General features: G+C 45.7%; 17 protein-coding genes. 9 read left to right on the top strand and 8 right to left on the bottom strand.

All coding sequences use genetic code 11. The annotated features are described in order from the left end of the window. Positions 1 to 42 precede the first annotated feature (42 nt). Positions 43 to 1,065, top strand: a complete 1,023-nt coding sequence (locus tag B9T16_RS00995) for a bifunctional riboflavin kinase/FAD synthetase (RefSeq protein ID WP_006619341.1) — start codon at positions 43 to 45, stop codon at positions 1,063 to 1,065. Positions 1,066 to 1,105: 40 nt separating this feature from the next. Here the strand turns inward: B9T16_RS00995 and B9T16_RS00990 are convergent, their stop codons facing one another. Beyond that, positions 1,106 to 1,567, bottom strand: a complete 462-nt coding sequence (locus B9T16_RS00990; protein WP_071941263.1) for a helix-turn-helix domain-containing protein — start codon at positions 1,565 to 1,567, stop codon at positions 1,106 to 1,108. 513 nt (positions 1,568 to 2,080) lie between these two features. On the opposite strand from B9T16_RS00990, the gene B9T16_RS00985 reads away from it, so the two are divergent. Continuing rightward, positions 2,081 to 2,992, top strand: coding sequence for an AAA family ATPase (locus B9T16_RS00985; RefSeq protein ID WP_006619339.1), 912 nt, complete (start codon positions 2,081 to 2,083; stop codon positions 2,990 to 2,992). A gap of 219 nt (positions 2,993 to 3,211) precedes the next feature. Here the strand turns inward: B9T16_RS00985 and B9T16_RS00980 are convergent, their stop codons facing one another. Continuing rightward, on the bottom strand, positions 3,212 to 3,604 hold the full coding sequence (locus B9T16_RS00980; RefSeq protein WP_006619338.1) for an AbrB family transcriptional regulator: 393 nt from the start codon (positions 3,602 to 3,604) through the stop codon (positions 3,212 to 3,214). Between the two features lie 405 nt (positions 3,605 to 4,009). Here B9T16_RS00980 and B9T16_RS00975 point away from each other — a divergent pair, with 405 nt between their 5' ends. The 4 genes from B9T16_RS00975 (at position 4,010) to fni (ending at position 7,200) form a co-directional block, all read left to right on the top strand. Next, entirely contained in the window at positions 4,010 to 4,453 is a 444-nt protein-coding gene (locus tag B9T16_RS00975) for an Rrf2 family transcriptional regulator (RefSeq protein WP_006619337.1), read from the top strand. Positions 4,454 to 4,492: 39 nt separating this feature from the next. Next, complete coding sequence (cbiB, locus tag B9T16_RS00970) at positions 4,493 to 5,494, top strand: adenosylcobinamide-phosphate synthase CbiB (RefSeq protein ID WP_410243919.1); 1,002 nt, start codon at positions 4,493 to 4,495, stop codon at positions 5,492 to 5,494. A gap of 95 nt (positions 5,495 to 5,589) precedes the next feature. Then, complete coding sequence (gene pyrR, locus B9T16_RS00965) at positions 5,590 to 6,123, top strand: bifunctional pyr operon transcriptional regulator/uracil phosphoribosyltransferase PyrR (protein WP_410243918.1); 534 nt, start codon at positions 5,590 to 5,592, stop codon at positions 6,121 to 6,123. 45 nt (positions 6,124 to 6,168) lie between these two features. Next, positions 6,169 to 7,200 carry a type 2 isopentenyl-diphosphate Delta-isomerase gene (fni, locus tag B9T16_RS00960; protein WP_410243917.1) on the top strand — a complete coding sequence of 344 codons (1,032 nt, stop codon included), beginning with the start codon at positions 6,169 to 6,171 and terminating at the stop codon, positions 7,198 to 7,200. Positions 7,201 to 7,317: 117 nt separating this feature from the next. Here fni and B9T16_RS00955 read toward each other — a convergent pair whose 3' ends face one another. Continuing rightward, positions 7,318 to 9,000, bottom strand: a complete 1,683-nt coding sequence (locus B9T16_RS00955) for an ABC transporter substrate-binding protein (protein ID WP_410243916.1) — start codon at positions 8,998 to 9,000, stop codon at positions 7,318 to 7,320. A gap of 12 nt (positions 9,001 to 9,012) precedes the next feature. Next, positions 9,013 to 10,140, bottom strand: a complete 1,128-nt coding sequence (gene cas6, locus B9T16_RS00950; protein WP_410243932.1) for a CRISPR-associated endoribonuclease Cas6 — start codon at positions 10,138 to 10,140, stop codon at positions 9,013 to 9,015. A 115-nt stretch (positions 10,141 to 10,255) separates the two neighbouring features. Here cas6 and egtD point away from each other — a divergent pair, with 115 nt between their 5' ends. After that, positions 10,256 to 11,302 carry an L-histidine N(alpha)-methyltransferase gene (gene egtD / locus B9T16_RS00945; protein ID WP_014276351.1) on the top strand — a complete coding sequence of 349 codons (1,047 nt, stop codon included), beginning with the start codon at positions 10,256 to 10,258 and terminating at the stop codon, positions 11,300 to 11,302. Between the two features lie 116 nt (positions 11,303 to 11,418). On the opposite strand, the gene rpmB is transcribed toward egtD, so the two are convergent. Then, positions 11,419 to 11,655, bottom strand: a complete 237-nt coding sequence (rpmB, locus tag B9T16_RS00940) for a 50S ribosomal protein L28 (RefSeq protein ID WP_006619330.1) — start codon at positions 11,653 to 11,655, stop codon at positions 11,419 to 11,421. A gap of 206 nt (positions 11,656 to 11,861) precedes the next feature. Here rpmB and topA point away from each other — a divergent pair, with 206 nt between their 5' ends. Next, the gene (gene topA / locus B9T16_RS00935) at positions 11,862 to 14,615 is read left to right on the top strand and encodes a type I DNA topoisomerase (RefSeq protein ID WP_410243915.1); all 2,754 of its coding nucleotides are present in this window, start codon (positions 11,862 to 11,864) and stop codon (positions 14,613 to 14,615) included. A 127-nt stretch (positions 14,616 to 14,742) separates the two neighbouring features. Next, positions 14,743 to 15,012 carry a hypothetical protein gene (locus B9T16_RS00930; RefSeq protein ID WP_410243914.1) on the top strand — a complete coding sequence of 90 codons (270 nt, stop codon included), beginning with the start codon at positions 14,743 to 14,745 and terminating at the stop codon, positions 15,010 to 15,012. 406 nt (positions 15,013 to 15,418) lie between these two features. Here B9T16_RS00930 and B9T16_RS00925 read toward each other — a convergent pair whose 3' ends face one another. The 3 genes from B9T16_RS00925 to B9T16_RS00915 form a co-directional block, all read right to left on the bottom strand. Continuing rightward, entirely contained in the window at positions 15,419 to 16,711 is a 1,293-nt protein-coding gene (locus tag B9T16_RS00925; protein WP_410243913.1) for a M16 family metallopeptidase, read from the bottom strand. Between the two features lie 103 nt (positions 16,712 to 16,814). Next, positions 16,815 to 17,621 (bottom strand): ABC transporter permease, encoded by an 807-nt coding sequence (locus B9T16_RS00920; protein WP_410243912.1) that lies wholly within the window; start codon positions 17,619 to 17,621, stop codon positions 16,815 to 16,817. Then, positions 17,611 to 18,288, bottom strand: a complete 678-nt coding sequence (locus B9T16_RS00915) for an ATP-binding cassette domain-containing protein (RefSeq protein ID WP_410243911.1) — start codon at positions 18,286 to 18,288, stop codon at positions 17,611 to 17,613. Before B9T16_RS00915 ends, B9T16_RS00920 begins: the two co-directional genes overlap by 11 nt. Position 18,289 lies beyond the last annotated feature (1 nt).

The raw sequence follows: 18,289 nt of genomic DNA, 5'->3' as shown, positions 1-18,289 counted from the left end.
CTGTTTGTCTTGCTGTTCGCCATGAACGTGGCAATTTAACCTGTGTGGATAACATCATCAAAAGATACGGTTCTAACTCCGACTGCTGTTGCCTTGGGGAACTTCGATGGATTTCATCGAGGACATCAACAGGTAGTCCGACCCATTCTCAACCCCAATGAGGTCGCGGTAGATTCCCAGAAGGTAGGGTTTATAAAGACGGATGAGAAAACGCCCCCAGTAGCTATTTCTGGCTATGGAACAGTGGTGACTTTTAATCCTCACCCCCAGGAATTTTTTACGGGTCAAACTAAAAAACTGTTAACTCCCTTACCCGAAAAAATTGACATTCTACGGAGGTTTGGGGTTCAGCAGTTGGTGCTTTTGCCTTTTGACAAAGATTTGGCTAGTCTCACCCCAGCTCAGTTCGTTGAGCAGATTTTGGTGGAGTATTTACAAGCTACTCGCGTGAGTGTCGGTTTTGATTTTCGCTTCGGTCGCCATCGCATGGGTAGTACCGAGGATTTAAAGGCGATCGCCTCTCAGTATGGTATTGATGTCGAAATAGTTTCTCGCTTTAAGAGTGCTTATGGCGATCGCATCAGTAGTTCCATCATCCGAGAATCCCTCACAGAAGGTCATCTTAACCGTGCTAATCAACTATTAGGACGTGCTTATACCCTCGTCGGTCAAGTTGTACAGGGTCAACAATTAGGCCGGACTCTGGGATTTCCTACAGCTAATTTACAACTGCCACCAGACAAGTTTTTACCCCAATACGGTGTTTATGCAGTCCTGGTTACGGGATTTGCTTTCGGGGAACAAACAACTATTGCCCCTCAGTTAGGAGTGATGAATATTGGTTGTCGTCCTACTGTAGCTGGAGACAATCCTACCGTTGAGGTTCATCTATTAGATTGGCATGGGGATTTATATGGTCAGAGTTTGACTGTCAGTTTAGAGGGGTTTTTGCGACCAGAACAAAAATTTGCATCCCTTGAACAACTCAAGGCCCAAATTCAAAGGGATTGTACCCACGCGCGAACCTATCTCCAGGCTAGGAAAAATCTACCCCTACTGGATTAATCTAGTTGCCTGACTAATGTTGATTTTTAACTATTCTATTTTATCGGGCTATAGTTCTCGTCGGGAATAAAGTTTCAATCCACACCTGCGCCCCAGAACATAGCTTTTGGAAAGGTTGATATAGTAGGCGGCAGGGTCCATCAATTATTATTTCCGAAGAATACAAGGTTTTATTGCCTTTGTTCAAAATAATTGGTGGGTTTAGCAATTTTTGGATGTCGCCTATCTTTCCTTGGGTTTCCCTGAGTATGCGGTTGTTGTTACCAATGACTTTCTTGTTGATGTGAATATACGTGGGCTTATTCTTAGGACGGCTACATTCCCAGGTAGGCTTCGGACCCCGCCCCCCAGGTGTGATTTCAGGCATTTCGCCAGTTAGGGGAATCACCCACATCCTGCCAATTCGGTAAGCTCCGGGAATTCTACCACTATACAAAAGCTGCCTAACTCTGGTGGTGCTTACACCCATCATTTTTGCGGCTTGAGAAGTACCTATGAACATCATCGGCAAAAACTATTACGATAGTATAAGAGAAATTATAGCAGATGATCTCTGGTTGGTCGAAACTGCTGTCTGGTGAGGTCTGGGAATTCTTGGTGGGCAAGAATTGGCGGGCTCAAGAGCGATCGCCCTTCAGTCAAACATTGGCATCTTCCGCTTTCGGGCTCTATGGCCAATAATTAGTGATCACCCAAGACAATCAATATTTAGATGGGCAGGGGGGCGGCGGAGTCCAGTTGTGGCAGAAGTTGAGAATAATTACACCTGATAAATCTCCCCTAATTGTAGTTGACAGATGGGGAAAAATAGCTCTCCGAACTCGATCACAACTCAGTGAATGAGGATGTGAAAGCGATCGCTTCCCTGGCGCGAGCAGCCATCAGAAATCGTGGCGGAAAGCGGCTCTGAGTAGATGGTGTTAGAAAATATCTGTACAGATAGTCTGCGGGTAGCTGTGCAACGGTCAAAATGCTGTATCCTCTCACTCAGAGGGTTGAATCACCGGAGAATTGAATGAGAGAACGTATTGAACGATTAAAGCAAAATTTAGGTCGGACTATAGTTGGTAAAGAAGAGTCAATTCGCCTAACCTTGGTGGCGCTGCTGGCGGGGGGTCATGTGCTTTTGGAAGATGTACCGGGAGTAGGTAAAACTTTACTGGCTAAATCCTTGGCTCGTTCTATTGATGGGGTTTTCCAGAGGATTCAATGTACACCGGATTTATTACCAACCGATATTACTGGTACTAATATTTGGAATCCTAGCAGTGGTGAGTTTGAATTTTTGCCGGGGCCAGTATTTGCTAATATTTTGCTTACCGATGAAATTAACCGAGCTACACCCCGCACTCAGTCGGCTTTGTTGGAGGTCATGGAGGAAAGACAGGTGACCATTGATCGGGTATCGCGCATGGTTCCCATGCCTTTTTTTGTGATTGCGACTCAGAACCCCATTGAGTATCAGGGAACTTTTCCTCTCCCAGAAGCGCAAATGGATCGGTTTATGTTGTCTTTAACTTTGGGATATCCCAGTGAACTCGAAGAGTTGCAAATGTTGCGACGCTTGAGTGAGGGAGTACAGGTTGATGAACTTAAACCCTGTCTCAGTTTACAGGATATTCTGACTCTGCAAAAAGAATGTCAGCGAGTCCAGTTGGATGGGTCTTTACAGCAGTATATTCTTAATTTGGTTCGCGCTACACGGGAGCATGAGGATATTATGTTGGGCGTGAGTCCTAGGGGGGCGATCGCTCTTCATCGTACTACCCAGGCGATCGCTTTTTTGTCGGGACGAGATTACGCAGTTCCTGATGATATTAAATTATTGGCTCCCCATGTCCTTTCACATCGCTTGATTACTGCTGGTGGTCGCCGTTCTAAGACCGTTATTGAAGCCTTACTGCAATCTGTACCTATTCCATCCTAGGCTGGTACTACTATTAATTAATCCCCGGCTCAACATATATTAGGACGGAGCAAAATATACCCCTCTGCCTTCTATGGCTTTGAGGGGTTTTGCTGTGCTGCTCTGATGCTAACGATAGGTATGCGATCGCATTTTAATCACTGAGAAAACCTAGTTTCTCATCATCATACAAGTATGAAGGCGAGACAATATGCTACTTTCACCATTGCATCAACTTAGCTAATCTTCCGAGCCTACCTGTTTCAGATAAATGTGCTTACGTCCCAGAATAATCTCAAATTCATCTCCCGGTTGCAGATCCATTTGCTTCGTATAGGCTGACCCAATCAACAGGTTGTTATTAGATTGAACCGTAATTCTATAACTTGCAGAACGTCCCCCACGTCCATTACCTTCTGATTTACCATCTAGTTCGATTCCTTCAGCGTCTATTAAGGCGTTAAGGAATTTCATCATATTAACTCGCTCTATACCGCCTTTTGTTAAGGTATAGTATCCGCATTCTCTGGCTTTCTCTTCTTTGTTCATGTGGCCGAGATTTCGGACTTTTTCTAAAAGTGCTTGACCAGTTAGCGGTTGTGCTTGAGTGTCGGAATTGTTCTTCTTAGCCATGATGTCTTCCCTTGCATATTCGAGATGATGTCATCACCCCAGTTATGGTTATCTCTCGGACAACCATAACTGTTCACGATGACCTGGTACCTGGATACTATCTTACACTAAGAGCGCAGAATTATTCATCTCCATCATTAACATTTTTAACGGATGTAATCATCCTATAGCTGATTATTCTGTAAAGGCTTACCTGTTTGTGGTTTCCCTAATCTATTACTGTCGGTAGTTGAGGTCAAACTCAGTTAGAATCTAGGAAGGATGGATCAAATGATGTTAATCAATGATGTATCCGTAAATTCAACTAGATAGATACGGATGAGTAATCTGGGTTAAGGTGGGTAGCAACGGCTGAAACTAGAGACCAAATAACTACAAAAATTACTGTTAATTTGAAAGGGATTAATGAAGTTAACTACTCGCGGACATTATAGTGTTAAAGCATTGTTAGATTTAGCCATGCTGGGCAGCAGTGGTCCTGTATCGGTACGAGCGATCGCCTCTCGGCAAAATATTCCAGCTCCCTATTTAGAAAAGTTACTAATTGAGATGCGGCGCAGGGGGTTAGTAATTTCCGTAAGAGGCTCTCAGGGGGGATATAAGTTGGCATATCCACCTGCTCAAATTTCTCTGGGGCAAATTCTGGAAGCCGTTGGTGAGACCATAGAACCTTTATCTAACCATCAACCTGATGCTGAACAAATAGAGGATTGGGTAACATTTACTCTCTGGAATCGTCTCCATGAAAAATTAAAGGAGGCTCTGTATAGCATCTCCCTAGAAGACCTTTATTATGATGCCCTCAGTTGGCAGGCGGCTCAGGGAGAGTCCGCTAGTTTTGTGGTTTAATTATATGCTGGCGGTTAAGGATTACATGGCAGTTAAGAAATGAGCGATTTCCAGACAATAGTAATTTTGGCAATAGCGGCGGGCTTGGATTATGCTATCGGTGATCCGTGGAATTGGCTGCATCCAGTTCAAGTTATGGGTTGGGTGATTACCAAATTGACTCAACCAGTTCTGAGATATTTCAAGAGTCCTTTATCTCAAAAGCTGGCGGGAATTTTGGTGGGGTTGATTTTGGTGATTGGTAGTGGATTGGTCAGTTGGCTGATGGTGGCAGCAGTTAAAGTCTGGTCAGAGCAATTACCCTTTCATGGTATTATCTTTGTAGGCTTACAAAGTATTCTTTTAGCTAGTTGCTTTGCTGCTCGGAGTTTGCGAGCGGCCGCTGAGGATGTACAAGAGCCTCTGCAACGGGGGGATTTGCCAACAAGCCGCCAGCGATTAAGTCAGTATGTGGGTCGAGATACGGAACATTTATCGAAACCTGAAATTGAGCGGGCTATTGTGGAAACTATTACCGAAAATGCGATCGATGGTATGATGGCTCCCCTATTCTATGGGATTATTGGTTTGCTGATACCAGCAGTGGGAAGTGTTCCTCTGGCTTGGGCTTATAAAGCTGCCAGCACTCTGGATTCAATGATTGGTTATCGTGAAGCACCTTATACTCATATAGGATGGTTTAGTGCTAAATTAGAGGATGTTCTGACTTGGCTTCCTTGCCGTCTCAGTGTAATTACGGTTGCTATATTGTCGGGTCAACCTAGACGGGTTTGGCAGATATGTCGCCGAGATGCTATTAATGATCCTAGCCCTAATGCGGGTTGGAGTGAATGCGCCTATGCGGTGGCTTTGGGGGTACAATTGGGGGGAGTGAATCAATACCGAGGAAAAGTTAAACATAAACCTACTTTAGGAGATCCTATTGACCCGATTACGTCAGAAACTATTGAGGGGGCGCTGGCTATCACCCGCAACTCAATTTTTCTATGGTTAGTCGCGACTTTTATTATATTTATAATTAGGGCAATATTTTGGCAATAAAAATAAGGCGTTATTTAGCCAATAATGTCGGCAGTAAATATAGATATTTGGCAGATATCTAAACCAGTAATTTTGTGAAGCAATCAACTTGAATCATGAGTAAAATTGTCGAAATCCTATCGGCTGAAGAAATGCGGCGAACTTTGAACCGTTTAGCATCCCAAATTGTGGAAAGTGGGGGAGATTTATCTAACCTGGTATTATTGGGAATATATACGCGGGGGGTTCCGCTGTCGGAAAGGTTAGGGAACCAAATTAACTTGCTGGAACAGTTGACGGTTCCTCGTGGCGCTTTGGATATTACTTTCTATCGGGATGATTTAGATAAGGTGGGGATGCGAACTCCGGCACAAACTAAAATTCCTTTTGACTTGGCAGGTAAAAAAGTGGTTTTGGTGGATGATGTGATTTATAGTGGACGTACTATTAGGGCGGCTTTGAATGCGGTAATTGAATATGGAAGACCGGAGACTATCCAATTGGCGGTTTTAGTCGATCGCGGTCATAGACAACTACCCATTCAAGCGGATTTTATTGGCAAAGAACTCCCGACGGCTAGAGATGAAGAGGTGCGAGTATATCTGGAGGAGGTAGATGGATACGATCGCATAGAATTAAAGTCCGAATAATCAGAATAAGTTAAAGGTATCCATAGAAATTGGGAACTGTGAAAAATGGAATTTTCCACGGAAAGCCGCAAGGCTGATCATCTGCGAATTTGTTTAGAGTCTGATGTACAATTTCGCCAAAAAACCAATGGTTTCGATCGCTATCGGTTTACCCATTGCTGTCTACCGGAAATTAATCTTGGGGAGGTAGAGGTCTCTACAGAGTTTCTGGGTAAGTCCCTGGGTGCGCCGTTGTTAATTTCCTCGATGACTGGTGGCACAGAACAGGCTAAACTAATTAACACCCGCCTAGCTAGGGCGGCTGCCAGACATCAAATTGCTATGGGGGTGGGTTCCCAAAGGGTGGCGGTGGAAAAGCCAGAATTAGCCCCTACTTTCGCAGTGCGATCGCTCGCTCCTGATATTGTGCTATTTGCTAATTTGGGCGCAGTTCAACTAAACTATAGCTATGGCTTAGAGCAATGTCAGCGGGTAATTGATATTCTGGAAGCCGATGCCCTAATTTTGCATCTCAATCCTCTCCAGGAGTGCATTCAAACGGAAGGCGATACTAATTTCCGAGGACTACTTGACAAAATTGCCGATTTATGCTATAAGCTGCCAGTTCCGGTGATTGCCAAAGAAGTCGGTAACGGCATATCGGCTGCTATGGCTAAAAAGCTGATAGATGCGGGAGTAGCTGCCATTGATGTGGCTGGTGCGGGCGGTACGTCTTGGGCGAGAATAGAAGGACAGAGGGCTACAGATCCTCGTCAGCGACGCTTGGGGGAAACTTTCGCTGATTGGGGTTTACCGACGGCTGAGTGTATCACTGAGGTTAGGGCAGATTCTCCTGATATTCCTTTGATTGCTTCTGGGGGACTCCGCAATGGTTTAGATGTGGCTTATGCGATCGCTTTAGGTGCTGATTTAGCCGGTTTAGCGTGGCCTTTTTTACAGGCGGCGGCTGAGTCAGAGGCTGCTGTTGATAGCTTGGTAGAGATTCTGATAGCCGAAATATCCACGGTGCTATTTTGCACGGGAAGTAGAACCATGAAGGATCTTCAGCGACCACAAGTTTTGAGAGCCATATATTGACCACAGAAACACTCGCCGCCTACTAGGTAGGGGAGGGTTTGGGTAATAGGGGTTTGTTGGTAAACCGGGGGCAAAAAAACAGGACAGTAGGGCATAGCCCCCTGTCCCATCTATGAGTTATTGGGGAGTGAATTTAGCCAAAGGCCAGAAAGGGAACTGTTGATTAGCCTGGAGGTTAACGCCTTGAATGTTGTTTTGGGCGAAAACATGGATTTTGTCTTGCCATAGGGGAATAAAAGGCACATCCTCAGCCAGAATTTGTTGAATTTCCTGAAAGATAGCTTGGCGAGTCGCAGGGTTAGCCTCAGTGCGCTGTTGGCGAATTAACTGATTCATGCGATCGCTATAGTAGAAAGACCCATGATATTGACTAGCACCTTCGATGCATCCAGTTTGGGGGGAACCATTAGCACAATCAAGAAAGGGGTGTATATAGTTATCAGGGTCCAAGAAATCGGCATACCAATCCAGAATAAAAGTCGGATAAATTCCCTTATCCAAATTTTGAAAAGCCGTAGTTGTGTCTACACTTTGAGGTTGTAACTGTAAAATACCCCCCAAATTATTATCAGATAAAGCCTTGAGAGTAGCCGCCAACTCTTGACGTTTCTGGGAGTTCGCGCCATACCAAAGTTCAACCACAGCGGGGTTTTCGGGAGTAAATCCCGCCTCTGTTAACAGTTGTTTAGCCTTCTCAAAATTAGCATCTCCGTAGGCTTCCTTAAATACGGGAAGGTGACTTTCAAAAGTAGTAGGAATGAGACTATAAAGAGGTTCGGCTTGTCCTCGGAGAACCCTTTCATTAATTAAATTTCTATCGACTAAAGAGGCGATCGCCTGTCGAACTTCCACCCGATCTAAGGGTTCGCTGTTCACATTTAATACTATGTAATTAATAGTATTTCCATCAGCACTAATTGCTTGCCATCTTCCCTGTTCTGCACCTTCTAATAAATTGGCAATTTGGTCAGGCTCAAGGGATATATAAGCGACATCGACAGCATTAGTGCGGAAAGCATTAAACAAATTAGCAGGACTAGAAAAACGTTGTAAATCCACACCTTGATTAGCTGGTTTATCCCCCCAATATTGGTCAAAAGGATGGAGGCGAATCAGATCAACAGCATATTCTGTTAAAACATAAGGTCCGGTTCCGACAAAAGAATTAGGCTTAAATTTACCCGCCCCAATTTCATAAGCACTAGGGGAAACCGCACAAGCTCCCGAAAATGCTAATAGGGAGGGGAAAGCGGCAAAGGGACGCTTGAGTTTAATAGTTAATTCATATTCGCCGGTGGTGGTAATCTCCTCAACAATATCGGAGAGTAAAGAGGAAGGGGGTCCGCCGTTTTCAATAAATCGGCGCAGGGAAAAAGCCATCGCCTCAGCATTAAAAGGCGTGTCATCATGGAAAAGCACCCCCTGGCGTAGGGGGATAGTATAGGTTAGCCTATCGTCGCTAATGGTAGGAAAATCGGTAGCTAGTTGAGGCTTGAGTTGGGTAGTTCCCACTTCATAGGCGTAGAGGCGATCGCCTAAATTATACAGAAGATTGCCAGAAATCACCTCATAAGCATCGGCTGGATCGATAGTGCGGAGAGTTTGGGTAGTACCAATAATAATCCGTTCGTCGCCGTTGCTAGACCCTGGGGTAGTAGTGGTTTGATTATTGGGTTGAGCGCAACTGATAATGAGGAAGCTAACCAAGCCAAACAGTCCTAAAAATTGCCATAGGACTCGGAACCGCCGCCGACTACCCCTAACCAAGTTAGATAACAGCATCTGGTATTTTGTGTGCATCTGATGAATGTTTTAATTTAAGGCGCGCCGTGCTAGTTTAGCATAGGTTTTTACTGTCTGATATGGCATTTCTAAATCAGTAGCGATCGCCACTAGAGATTCTCCCAACTCCCGACGCGCCAGAATAGTCGCCCAGGTTTCGGCTATGTCGGTGGCGCGGTTTCCCCCGGTGCGCTGTCTTTGGGAACGGAAAATGTCGGTTAATTCCAGAATGCGATCGGCTAGTATTTGTTGAATAGTAGACACATTCTGGATATCGTCTACTAACCAGCCTAAGCGGGTTTGTCCTAAGCCAAAGGGGGTTTTATGTCCCGTTCCACAGTAGGGGGCGAGTTGTCCTAGGGCGTAAAATAGCTGTTGCTGCTGTTGGATATTTCCAGAAAACTGGGTTTTGCTTTTCTGGGATCTGGCTAATTCAATGGCTCCGGTGAACCCGGTTACCATTCCCCGTTTTCCGGCGGCGACTTTGACGGACTGTAGATAATGACGTTGGAGGATGACAAACTCATCGACCCATTCTAAAAATAGGTCGCGATCGCATTTAATCTCCGAAAAATCATGCCATCGCCGCAGGTAGCTATGAAATAGGTTAACTGGAATTGGTAGGGGGAGATGATGTCCTTTGTGACGAAAACTGGTGGGAGAGAGAAAACTTAATTTCAGGTTAGAGGTTTTGGGAGACTGCTGTTCCCACAGTTGCTGATAGGTCTTGGCTTCCAGGAAGACTTTACAGGAATTGATGGTTAGGGGGGCGTTTCTGAGTTCAATGCGGGGGGGTAGGTTTTGGGTCCATTTCCCTAGCCACTGAACTACTGGACGAGATAACCCGGTGACATACCAACGGTAGAGGCGATCGCCTTGTAGTTGCAGATTTTTTCCAGAACTGATTAGGGAACCGGACAACCCTGAAATGGTAAAGGGTTTTTCCGATTGTCCATCATGGAGATATTGGGAAAGTTCTGGGTTAGTGTTACGCACTTGGTCGAGAAACCAGGCGTGTAGACCAATGGTATATTGAGGGTAAAGGATATGATTGTCGGTGGGTGTGAGTTCAAAKTCTAAACCTACCAATTCGMCTTGGGTAGACCAATGGGAATTTACCGAGGGATGCTCACGGTTACGTTTATTGKGGTAAGCCATAACAGTTGATGGTTTTTGAGTTCGGTTAACATAACCTTTTGTTGACAATGGTATGGGACAATACATAATGGCAGCAGTTTTTTTTGATGCCATTGCTGTGTATACTTTAGCCATAATGTATATCTCCCACCCCCAGACTACTACAGAAACGAGCGATCGCTCCCTACTCCAGCAACGAATCAGGATTGAATCTCTAGTTAATGCAAATCAGACCCCAGCCAATGAACCCGCCACGGGTTATGATATAATCGAGAGTCTAGCAACCCCCTACCAGCCGAAAACTCTGTCCCCTAAGTATTTTTATGATGATCAGGGTTCTCTATTGTTTGAAAAAATCTGCGAATTACCCGAATATTATCCGACCCGCACAGAAACGGCTATTTTAAGGGATTTTGCGTCGGAAATTGCCACTTTAACTGGTCCGACGGAATTGGTAGAGTTAGGGAGTGGTAGTTCTACTAAAACTCGGATTTTATTAGATGCTTACCAAAGTTTAGGCTATCCTCTGCGTTATCTTCCCATTGATATTAGTGGCGGTATTTTGGAAAATAGCGCCTATCAATTATTAGAAGATTATCCATCTTTACAAGTTCATGGAATTGTAGCCACCTATGAACAGGCTTTAGCAAAATTAGAACCCGCACCCCTTCCCAGTCGGATGATTTGCTTTCTGGGTAGCACCTTGGGAAATTTAACCCCCACTGAGTGCGATCGCTTTTTTGCACAAATTACAGCCGCTTTATTACCGGGGGAATATTTCCTATTAGGAGTTGATTTACATAAACCCACCGATATTGTAGAAGCCGCTTATAATGACAGTCAGGGGGTAACGGCTGCTTTTAATTTAAATATGCTGTCACATTTAAACCATCGTTTTGATGGTGATTTTGATATCAAAAACTTTGAACATTGGGCTTTTTATAACCTAGAAGAACATCAAATTGAGATGCACCTACGCAGTCTCTGTCAGCAAACTGTACGCCTAAAAAGTTTAAACTTGACCGTCAATTTTAGCGCCCAGGAAACAGTCCGCACCGAAATCTCCCGCAAATTTGAACTAGAAAATATGCAGAATTATCTTAACCAGCAAGGTTTACAACCCGTCAAGACTTGGACTGATAGTAACAATTGGTTTGGTCTAATTCTGGCTAAATTGACTTAGGTAGGATAGGAAGTATGTCTGGGACAATTAATTAATTATCCCAGACCTCTCGCCCTCTCCCAGAAGGAGAGGGAGTTCCATGATCAATAGATATGGGTGGTATATGGCTGGAAAAGTTAAAATTTATTGAGATCGATGCCAGCCTCTTTAGCCATAGCTTGTAACCCTTTCTTCTCAATAGTTTTAATAGCCTTAGTGGAAAGTCTCAGACGTACCCAGCGCTTACCTTGGGGCCACCATATCCGTTTCCACTGCAAATTGGCTTGTTGTAGTTTATGGCTACGACGGTGGGAGTGAGAGACAGCCATTCCGTTATTAGCCCGTTTTCCTGTAAGCTGACAGACACGAGACATAGTACCCTCCAGTTGAAAATTAAACGCAAACCCTTATTATAAGCGATCGGGGGCTAAATAAAGTGAGATAGTTGGAAATGTTGGGTTAGGCTAGAGAGTGCTGGTGTTGCCTAAACAGTCCGACAAGAGAAAAAGAGAAATTATGGTCTCCCCCGAACCAGGGCTAGACCCCCAAGTCCAGTTTGCTGCTATACGAAAAAGCTGCTATGTCAACTTTAGTTATCGTTGAATCACCGACCAAAGCCCGGACTATTCGTAACTTCTTACCGAAAGACTATCAGGTAGAAGCCTCAATGGGCCATATCCGAGATTTACCACCCTCTGCTGATGAAATTCCCGAAGAGTACAAGGGGAAAACATGGGCAGGGCTAGGGGTAAACGTGGAAGGGAATTTTGAGCCTATTTATGTAATCCCCAAAGATAAGCAGAAAGTGGTCAAAGAACTCAAGAAAGCGCTCAAACAAGCGACAGAATTAGTTCTAGCGACCGACGAAGACCGAGAAGGGGAAAGTATTAGCTGGCACTTGTTGCAGGTGCTAAAACCGAAAATTCCCACCCGGCGTATGGTGTTCCATGAAATTACCTCCGAAGCCATACTCCAAGCCCTACAACATTGCCGAGACTTAGATGAACAACTGGTTCACGCCCAGGAAACCCGGCGGATACTCGATCGCCTCTATGGTTATACCCTGTCACCACTGCTGTGGAAAAAAATCGCCAGAGGCTTGTCAGCAGGTCGGGTGCAGTCTGTAGCCGTAAGATTGATAGTAAACCGAGAGAGGGAGCGTCGCGCCTTCCGACAGGGGGGATATTGGGATCTCAAAGCCTTGCTCGAACAAGGTAAAACCGAGTTTGAGGCGAAACTAATTACCCTGAATGGGGTAAAGGTAGCCACAGGTAGCGACTTCGACGAAAGCACTGGTCAAATCGCCCAGGGGCGTAATGTAGTCCTACTAAACTCAGACCAAGCCCAAGCCCTCAAGGAGAGACTGAGGGAGAAACTCTGGTCTGTGAGGAATATTGACGAACGCTCAGTTACTCGCAAACCCGCGCCGCCATTTACCACATCGACTCTCCAACAGGAGGCTAACCGGAAACTCAGACTTAGCGCCCGCCAAACTATGCAGGTGGCTCAGGGACTCTATGAGCGGGGTTATATTACCTATATGCGGACTGACTCTGTGCATTTATCAGAGCAAGCCATAGTAGCTGCTAGAAACTGCGTTGAGCAGAAATATGGCAAAGAGTACCTGAGTCCGAAACCGCGCCAGTACACGACCAAAAGTAAGGGGGCTCAAGAAGCCCACGAAGCTATCCGCCCGGCTGGAAATTATTTCCGTACTCCCCAGGAAACTGAGTTAAGTGGTAATGACTTGAAACTGTATGACTTAATTTGGAAGCGGACGGTTGCTTCTCAGATGGCTGACTCTCGCCAAACTAATATCTCTGTTGACTTACAAGTGGAAGATGCGGGTTTTCGGGCGACCGGGAAACGTATTGATTTCCCTGGGTTTTTGCGGGCTTATGTAGAGGGGTCTGATGATCCTGATGCGGCTTTGGAAAATCAAGAAGTACCTCTACCACCTTTAAAAGTAGGTCAACATCCTGATTGTAAGGATTTGGAGGCGATCGGACATGAAACCCAACCTCCGGCGCGCTTTACAGAAGCATCTTTGGTTAAAACTCTCGAAAGTGAGGGGGTAGGTCGTCCGAGTACCTACGCGAGTGTGATTGGTACGATTATCGATCGCGGTTATGCTCAAATTAAGGGTAATGCTCTGATTCCTACTTTTACGGCTTTTGCGGTTAATAGCCTGCTGGAAAAACATTTTCCCGATTTGGTGGATATCGGTTTCACCGCTCGCATGGAGAATACTCTTGATGAGATAGCCACTGGACAGGCGGACCAGTTACCTTATCTGCAAAAGTTCTATTCCGGTGACGGGGGGCTGGAAAATCAGGTTAAGGAACAGGAAAGCCAAATTGATGCTAAGGTAGCCCGCACTATTGAATTGGAAAATTTGGGTGATGCTACTGATGGCATGACTTACCGTTTGTGTTTGGGTCGCTTTGGGCCTTATATCGAGGCACAGAAGGATGAGGAGATTATTACTGCTTCTATTCCTCAAGACCTGACTCCTGCTGACCTGACTCCTGAGTTAATTCAGGAGTTGATTGGACAAAAGACGGAGGGACCGGAAAAGCTGGGAGTCCATCCCGAAGCAGGAGAACCGATTTTTATGTTAATTGGTCCCTATGGTCCCTATGTGCAGTTGGGGGAAGAGTCGGAAACTAATAAGAAGCCGAAACGGGTTTCTCTTCCCAAGGGGCTGGAAAAGGATGCTGTGACTTTGGATGTGGCGGTGTCGCTTTTGTCTTTACCTCGCCTTTTGGGACTGCATCCCGAAACGGGGGCTAAGGTTAAGGCTGCTATTGGTCGCTTTGGTCCTTATGTGGTTCATGAAAGTAAGGAGGCTAAGGATTATCGCTCTATTAAGGCTCCTGATGATGTGTTGACTATCACTTTTGAGCGGGCTTTGGAACTTCTGGCTCAACCTAAGGTGGGACGCAGGGGAACTAAAAAAACTCTTACTCCCCTGCGAGAGTTGGGAGAACACCCGGAAGATGGAGAACCTCTCAATATCTATGATGGTCGCTATGGTCCCTATATTAAGCATGGCAAAATTAATGCTTCTTTGCCTAAAGACCAGGCGATCGAAACTTTTACCCTGGAACAGGCTTTGGAACTATTAAAGGCTAAGGCGGCTTCTGGCTCCAAGTCCAAGTCGAAGTCGAAGTCTACTAGCAGTACCACTGCCAAAAAGTCCACGACTGCCAAAAAGTCCACGACCGCCAAAAAGTCCACGACTGCCAAAAAGTCCACGACTGCCAAAAAGTCCACGACCGCCAAAAAGTCCACGACCGCCAAAAAGTCCAGCACTAAGGGCGAAACGGAATAGGTTTTGACATCCCGGAATGGGCTGATATAATGGGAGAATGGGCGGGTTGTATCGACTGGCGATCGCCAATAGGGATGCTGCGGAAACTCGCCTATGACCCTGTGAGTTGATGGGAATGGGGATTATTATGTGGAAATATATCATCACGGCCTTAGTGGCTTTAGAATTGGTCTTGCTGAGTTCGTTTTGGTCTCCGGCTGCGGCGACGATTAATGATACAGAATCCTATATTTGGGATTATGCCTATAGCGGTAGTAGTCAATTGGTCTGTAAACAGGTGATTTTTCACCCGATAGGGGAACCTGTACCGGCTCATGAATCACTCACCCAACCGGCTACCCTACGATCGCATATTGTTGACAGCAGCCACTGTAAAAGCGTCAGTAAACCCAGTTAAATAGACCGTCTCAAATCGGAAACCATCAATTAAGGGGTCGATTCAGGTTGACCCCACAGGGTGATTTGTTGCCTGACCCAAAAATAAGTTTGGCTAATTGATACGGCTCAAATATATGGGATTTTTCAAAGACTGTTAAGATTTGATACATTTTTGGTGATCAAAAGTGGCAACAAGTTGACGAGATTATCGGGGTTGTGGTAGCATTGAGGAAACCGATACCAAGGGCTTGTTGTGTCTTTATGCAAAAATAAAGGCTGAAACCCTGATTATATGGCGATTAAAGTGATTTTTTGACGAAAATCTGAAGCTGGCGATACACGAGTTTTGAGGGTGAATGAGGATCTCTGTTTTTATACCTATTGACAAAATGGTGAGTTTGTGTAGTAGTATGGCGGAGAGTATGTTAGTGGGAGTGGGAAAATGGGCTGACGATCGCCTCTGGACCGACTAAGACGAGGTAAGGTTGACCGAAGTATTTTTGAGATATGGCTTGGACTTGTGGAACTGTGACGGAAGCGACATCAATTTGAAATTGCTGGTCAAAGTCAATGCCCAATTCCAGGGTTTCATACCATCCGTAAATTTGGGCGAGTTGGCTGTTAGTTTGCTTTCCGAGGGCATATTGTCCTAGGAGCTTATTTTTAGCGACCTGGAGTTCTTCTTGTGTGAGGGGGGTGGTGGTGAGTCGTTCTACTTCGGTGCGTAGTCCGTCAATAGCGATCGCGGTATTATTAGGAGCAGTTCCCATATACACTACAAATTGGGAAGCATCTAGGCGGGTGGGATAAAAAGCCGATACATCATAGGCTAGTCCGCGCTTTTCGCGTAATTCGACAAAGAGGCGACTGGATAGACCATTCCCCAGATAGGTGTTAATGACTTTGAGGGCGGCATAATCGTGATCATAGACGGAGGCGGCGAGGTATCCTAGCATAATGACAGATTGCTGGGTTTCCTGGGGTGCGATCGCCTGGTGAGGGTTGGAGATGATTTGTGGTAGTGTCAGTTTGGGGAGGGGAGTCCGGTCGGCTTTCCAGTCTCCAAAGGTTTTTTGTATGTGGCTTAGGGCTTTATCTAAGCTAATGCGTCCGGCTAGGGAAATAATCAGATTATCTGGGCGAAAATAGGTCTGATGAAATTCTTGTAGGTCGGCGCGGGTAATTTGGCTTACGGTTTCTTCAGTCCCGAGGGTGGAAATGGCATAGGGATGGTTTTGGTACATTCCCCGTCGCAGAAAGTCGAAAGCGATGGAAAATGGCTGTTCTTTGTGAGACCTAATACCTTGAATGGTGATGCGACGTTCGAGTTCTATTTCCGCTTCGGGAAAAGATGGGGCGCGCAAAAGTTGGGCGACTAACTCCAAAATATTCTCGAAGTCCCCAGAAACTGTTTTGACACCAACGAGGAAATAGTCGGAGGAGGTGTCGGCGCTAACTCTCGCCCCTACTGACTCGACTCTTTCGGCAATTTCTAGGGATGAGAGGTTTTCTGTCCCTTTGGTCATGACGGCGGCGAGGAGGTGAGAGAGTCCGGCTTGGTGTGGTGGCTCCCAACGGGTTCCGGTTCTCAAAAATAAACGGGTGGCGATAATGTCCGCCGCCGGGTTTTCGGTGACTAACAGGGTAATGCCGTTATCTAAAACATAGCGATGAACGTTCTGGGTGTCTGAGAATGATGGGGTTAGGGTTTGAGTCACGGCTGCCTATATGATGAAATGCGATCGCAGTTGATGCCAGGATCCTTTGTAACACAAAATTAGGATATTTCAGGAGTGGTGATAGTCGTTCCATGATAACAACTCAGTTTTTGGTGATGTGATGGAGGCGATCGCTTAGGAGTTGGTGACTGGGACTGAATAGGGCCCCCCAGGCTAGTATGACGACTCCGAGAGTTCCGAGGGCGCTCGCGGAAGCGATCGCAAACACAATTATAATCTGATAGCGTACAGCATCAAGGGGACTGGCTCCGGCTAAAATTTGACCAGTCATCATACCGGGTAAACTAACTACACCCATAACCATCATAGAGTTAATGATGGGTATCATCCCGGTTCGGACTGCGGTCTGAATTTGTTTATGGCTGGCTTCCCACCTGGTAGCACCTAGGGCGAGTAGGGTTTCAATGCCATTACGGTTACTGACGACTCCTTCCATAAACCTGTCTAAGCCTAAAGAAATTCCGTTTAATGTGTTTCCGAGGATCATTCCCAACAGAGGGATTAAATATTGGGGATTGTACCAAGGTTGTACTTGAATGATGCCGATGACTGATAGGTTGGTGATTAAAAAGGCTGATACTAATACTGACAGTAAACTCCGCCAATAGATTCCCGCAAAACGGCGCGATGTTCGGTTTACTGCTGATATTCCGGCTATGGCTGCCATTAATAGAGCGATCGCTAATACTACCCAGGGGTTATCCAGGGCGAATAACCATTCTAGGATATAGCCGACTAACAATAATTGTACTACGCACCGCAGTGATGCTATGGCGAGGGAGCGTTCTAAACCTAGGCGTAATTGTAGGGATAGGGCGACGTTGATTATAATTAATAAAACTGATGCGCCTAGTTGTCCATAACTGAGGGAAAGGTAATTATCCGACATAGGGAGAAAGCATAAGCTGTTGGTTGGTCACTCGTTTAATTTGCTGGGGGTCGTGGCTAGTCCAAATGCAAGCACGTTGGGGGTTAGCAGACAGCCAGAAGGCGATCGCCTCTTCGACTTTGTGGGTGGTTTCTGGGTCTAAAGATGCTGTACATTCATCTAATAACAAAACCATTGGTTCTAGTTGTAGGGCTCGGATAATTGCCACAAGTTGACTTTCTCCCCCTGATAGGTTGGTGGCTGGTTGGTGGAGAAAATCAGGGTGGCGGTCAAAGGTTTCCAGTAGGTCTCGGACTTGGTGAGGGTCATAGCGACGGTGGGAGTTAATGGCGAGTTGATAGACTGCCTTTAGATTGGCTTCTACGCTACCCTCGAACATGATGGGGCGTTGATGTAGGTAAATGACTTGTGAGCGGTACAAGGGCAAATTCCAGGCGCTCAGGGGCCGATCTAAATATCTGATTTCTCCTTCATCTAGGGGGTCAAGGCAGGCGATCGCTCTCAATAATAAACTTTTTCCGGTTCCGGTGGCACCAACTAAGCCTAATTGTATGCCAGGTTCTAAGTTAAAGGATAAATCACGCCATAGCCACCTGGCTGCTTCTTCTGGGGTTAGGGAGGGTTGTATTTTTTGACAGCCGATTTTGATGCCTTCGATAATTGCCATT

Source organism: Arthrospira sp. PCC 8006 (genome assembly GCF_046480465.1).
Lineage (GTDB): Bacteria > Cyanobacteriota > Cyanobacteriia > Cyanobacteriales > Microcoleaceae > Limnospira > Limnospira platensis.
The sequence above is the reverse complement of the archived record's forward strand: the minus strand, read 5'-3'. Positions and strand labels throughout refer to the sequence as shown.

Excerpts from the sequence above, each read along its gene's own strand:
- pyrR (WP_410243918.1), top strand. The coding sequence starts at position 5,590 with ATGAGTAAAATTGTCGAAATCCTATCGGCTGAAGAAATGCGGCGAACT.
- B9T16_RS00930 (WP_410243914.1), top strand. The coding sequence starts at position 14,743 with ATGTGGAAATATATCATCACGGCCTTAGTGGCTTTAGAATTGGTCTTG.
- fni (WP_410243917.1), top strand. The coding sequence starts at position 6,169 with ATGGAATTTTCCACGGAAAGCCGCAAGGCTGATCATCTGCGAATTTGT.
- B9T16_RS00915 (WP_410243911.1), bottom strand. The coding sequence starts at position 18,288 with ATGGCAATTATCGAAGGCATCAAAATCGGCTGTCAAAAAATACAACCC.
- B9T16_RS00985 (WP_006619339.1), top strand. The coding sequence starts at position 2,081 with ATGAGAGAACGTATTGAACGATTAAAGCAAAATTTAGGTCGGACTATA.
- B9T16_RS00975 (WP_006619337.1), top strand. The coding sequence starts at position 4,010 with ATGAAGTTAACTACTCGCGGACATTATAGTGTTAAAGCATTGTTAGAT.
- B9T16_RS00990 (WP_071941263.1), bottom strand. The coding sequence starts at position 1,567 with ATGTTCATAGGTACTTCTCAAGCCGCAAAAATGATGGGTGTAAGCACC.
- B9T16_RS00980 (WP_006619338.1), bottom strand. The coding sequence starts at position 3,604 with ATGGCTAAGAAGAACAATTCCGACACTCAAGCACAACCGCTAACTGGT.
- egtD (WP_014276351.1), top strand. The coding sequence starts at position 10,256 with ATGTATATCTCCCACCCCCAGACTACTACAGAAACGAGCGATCGCTCC.
- topA (WP_410243915.1), top strand. The coding sequence starts at position 11,862 with ATGTCAACTTTAGTTATCGTTGAATCACCGACCAAAGCCCGGACTATT.
- rpmB (WP_006619330.1), bottom strand. The coding sequence starts at position 11,655 with ATGTCTCGTGTCTGTCAGCTTACAGGAAAACGGGCTAATAACGGAATG.
- B9T16_RS00920 (WP_410243912.1), bottom strand. The coding sequence starts at position 17,621 with ATGTCGGATAATTACCTTTCCCTCAGTTATGGACAACTAGGCGCATCA.
- cbiB (WP_410243919.1), top strand. The coding sequence starts at position 4,493 with ATGAGCGATTTCCAGACAATAGTAATTTTGGCAATAGCGGCGGGCTTG.
- B9T16_RS00955 (WP_410243916.1), bottom strand. The coding sequence starts at position 9,000 with ATGCACACAAAATACCAGATGCTGTTATCTAACTTGGTTAGGGGTAGT.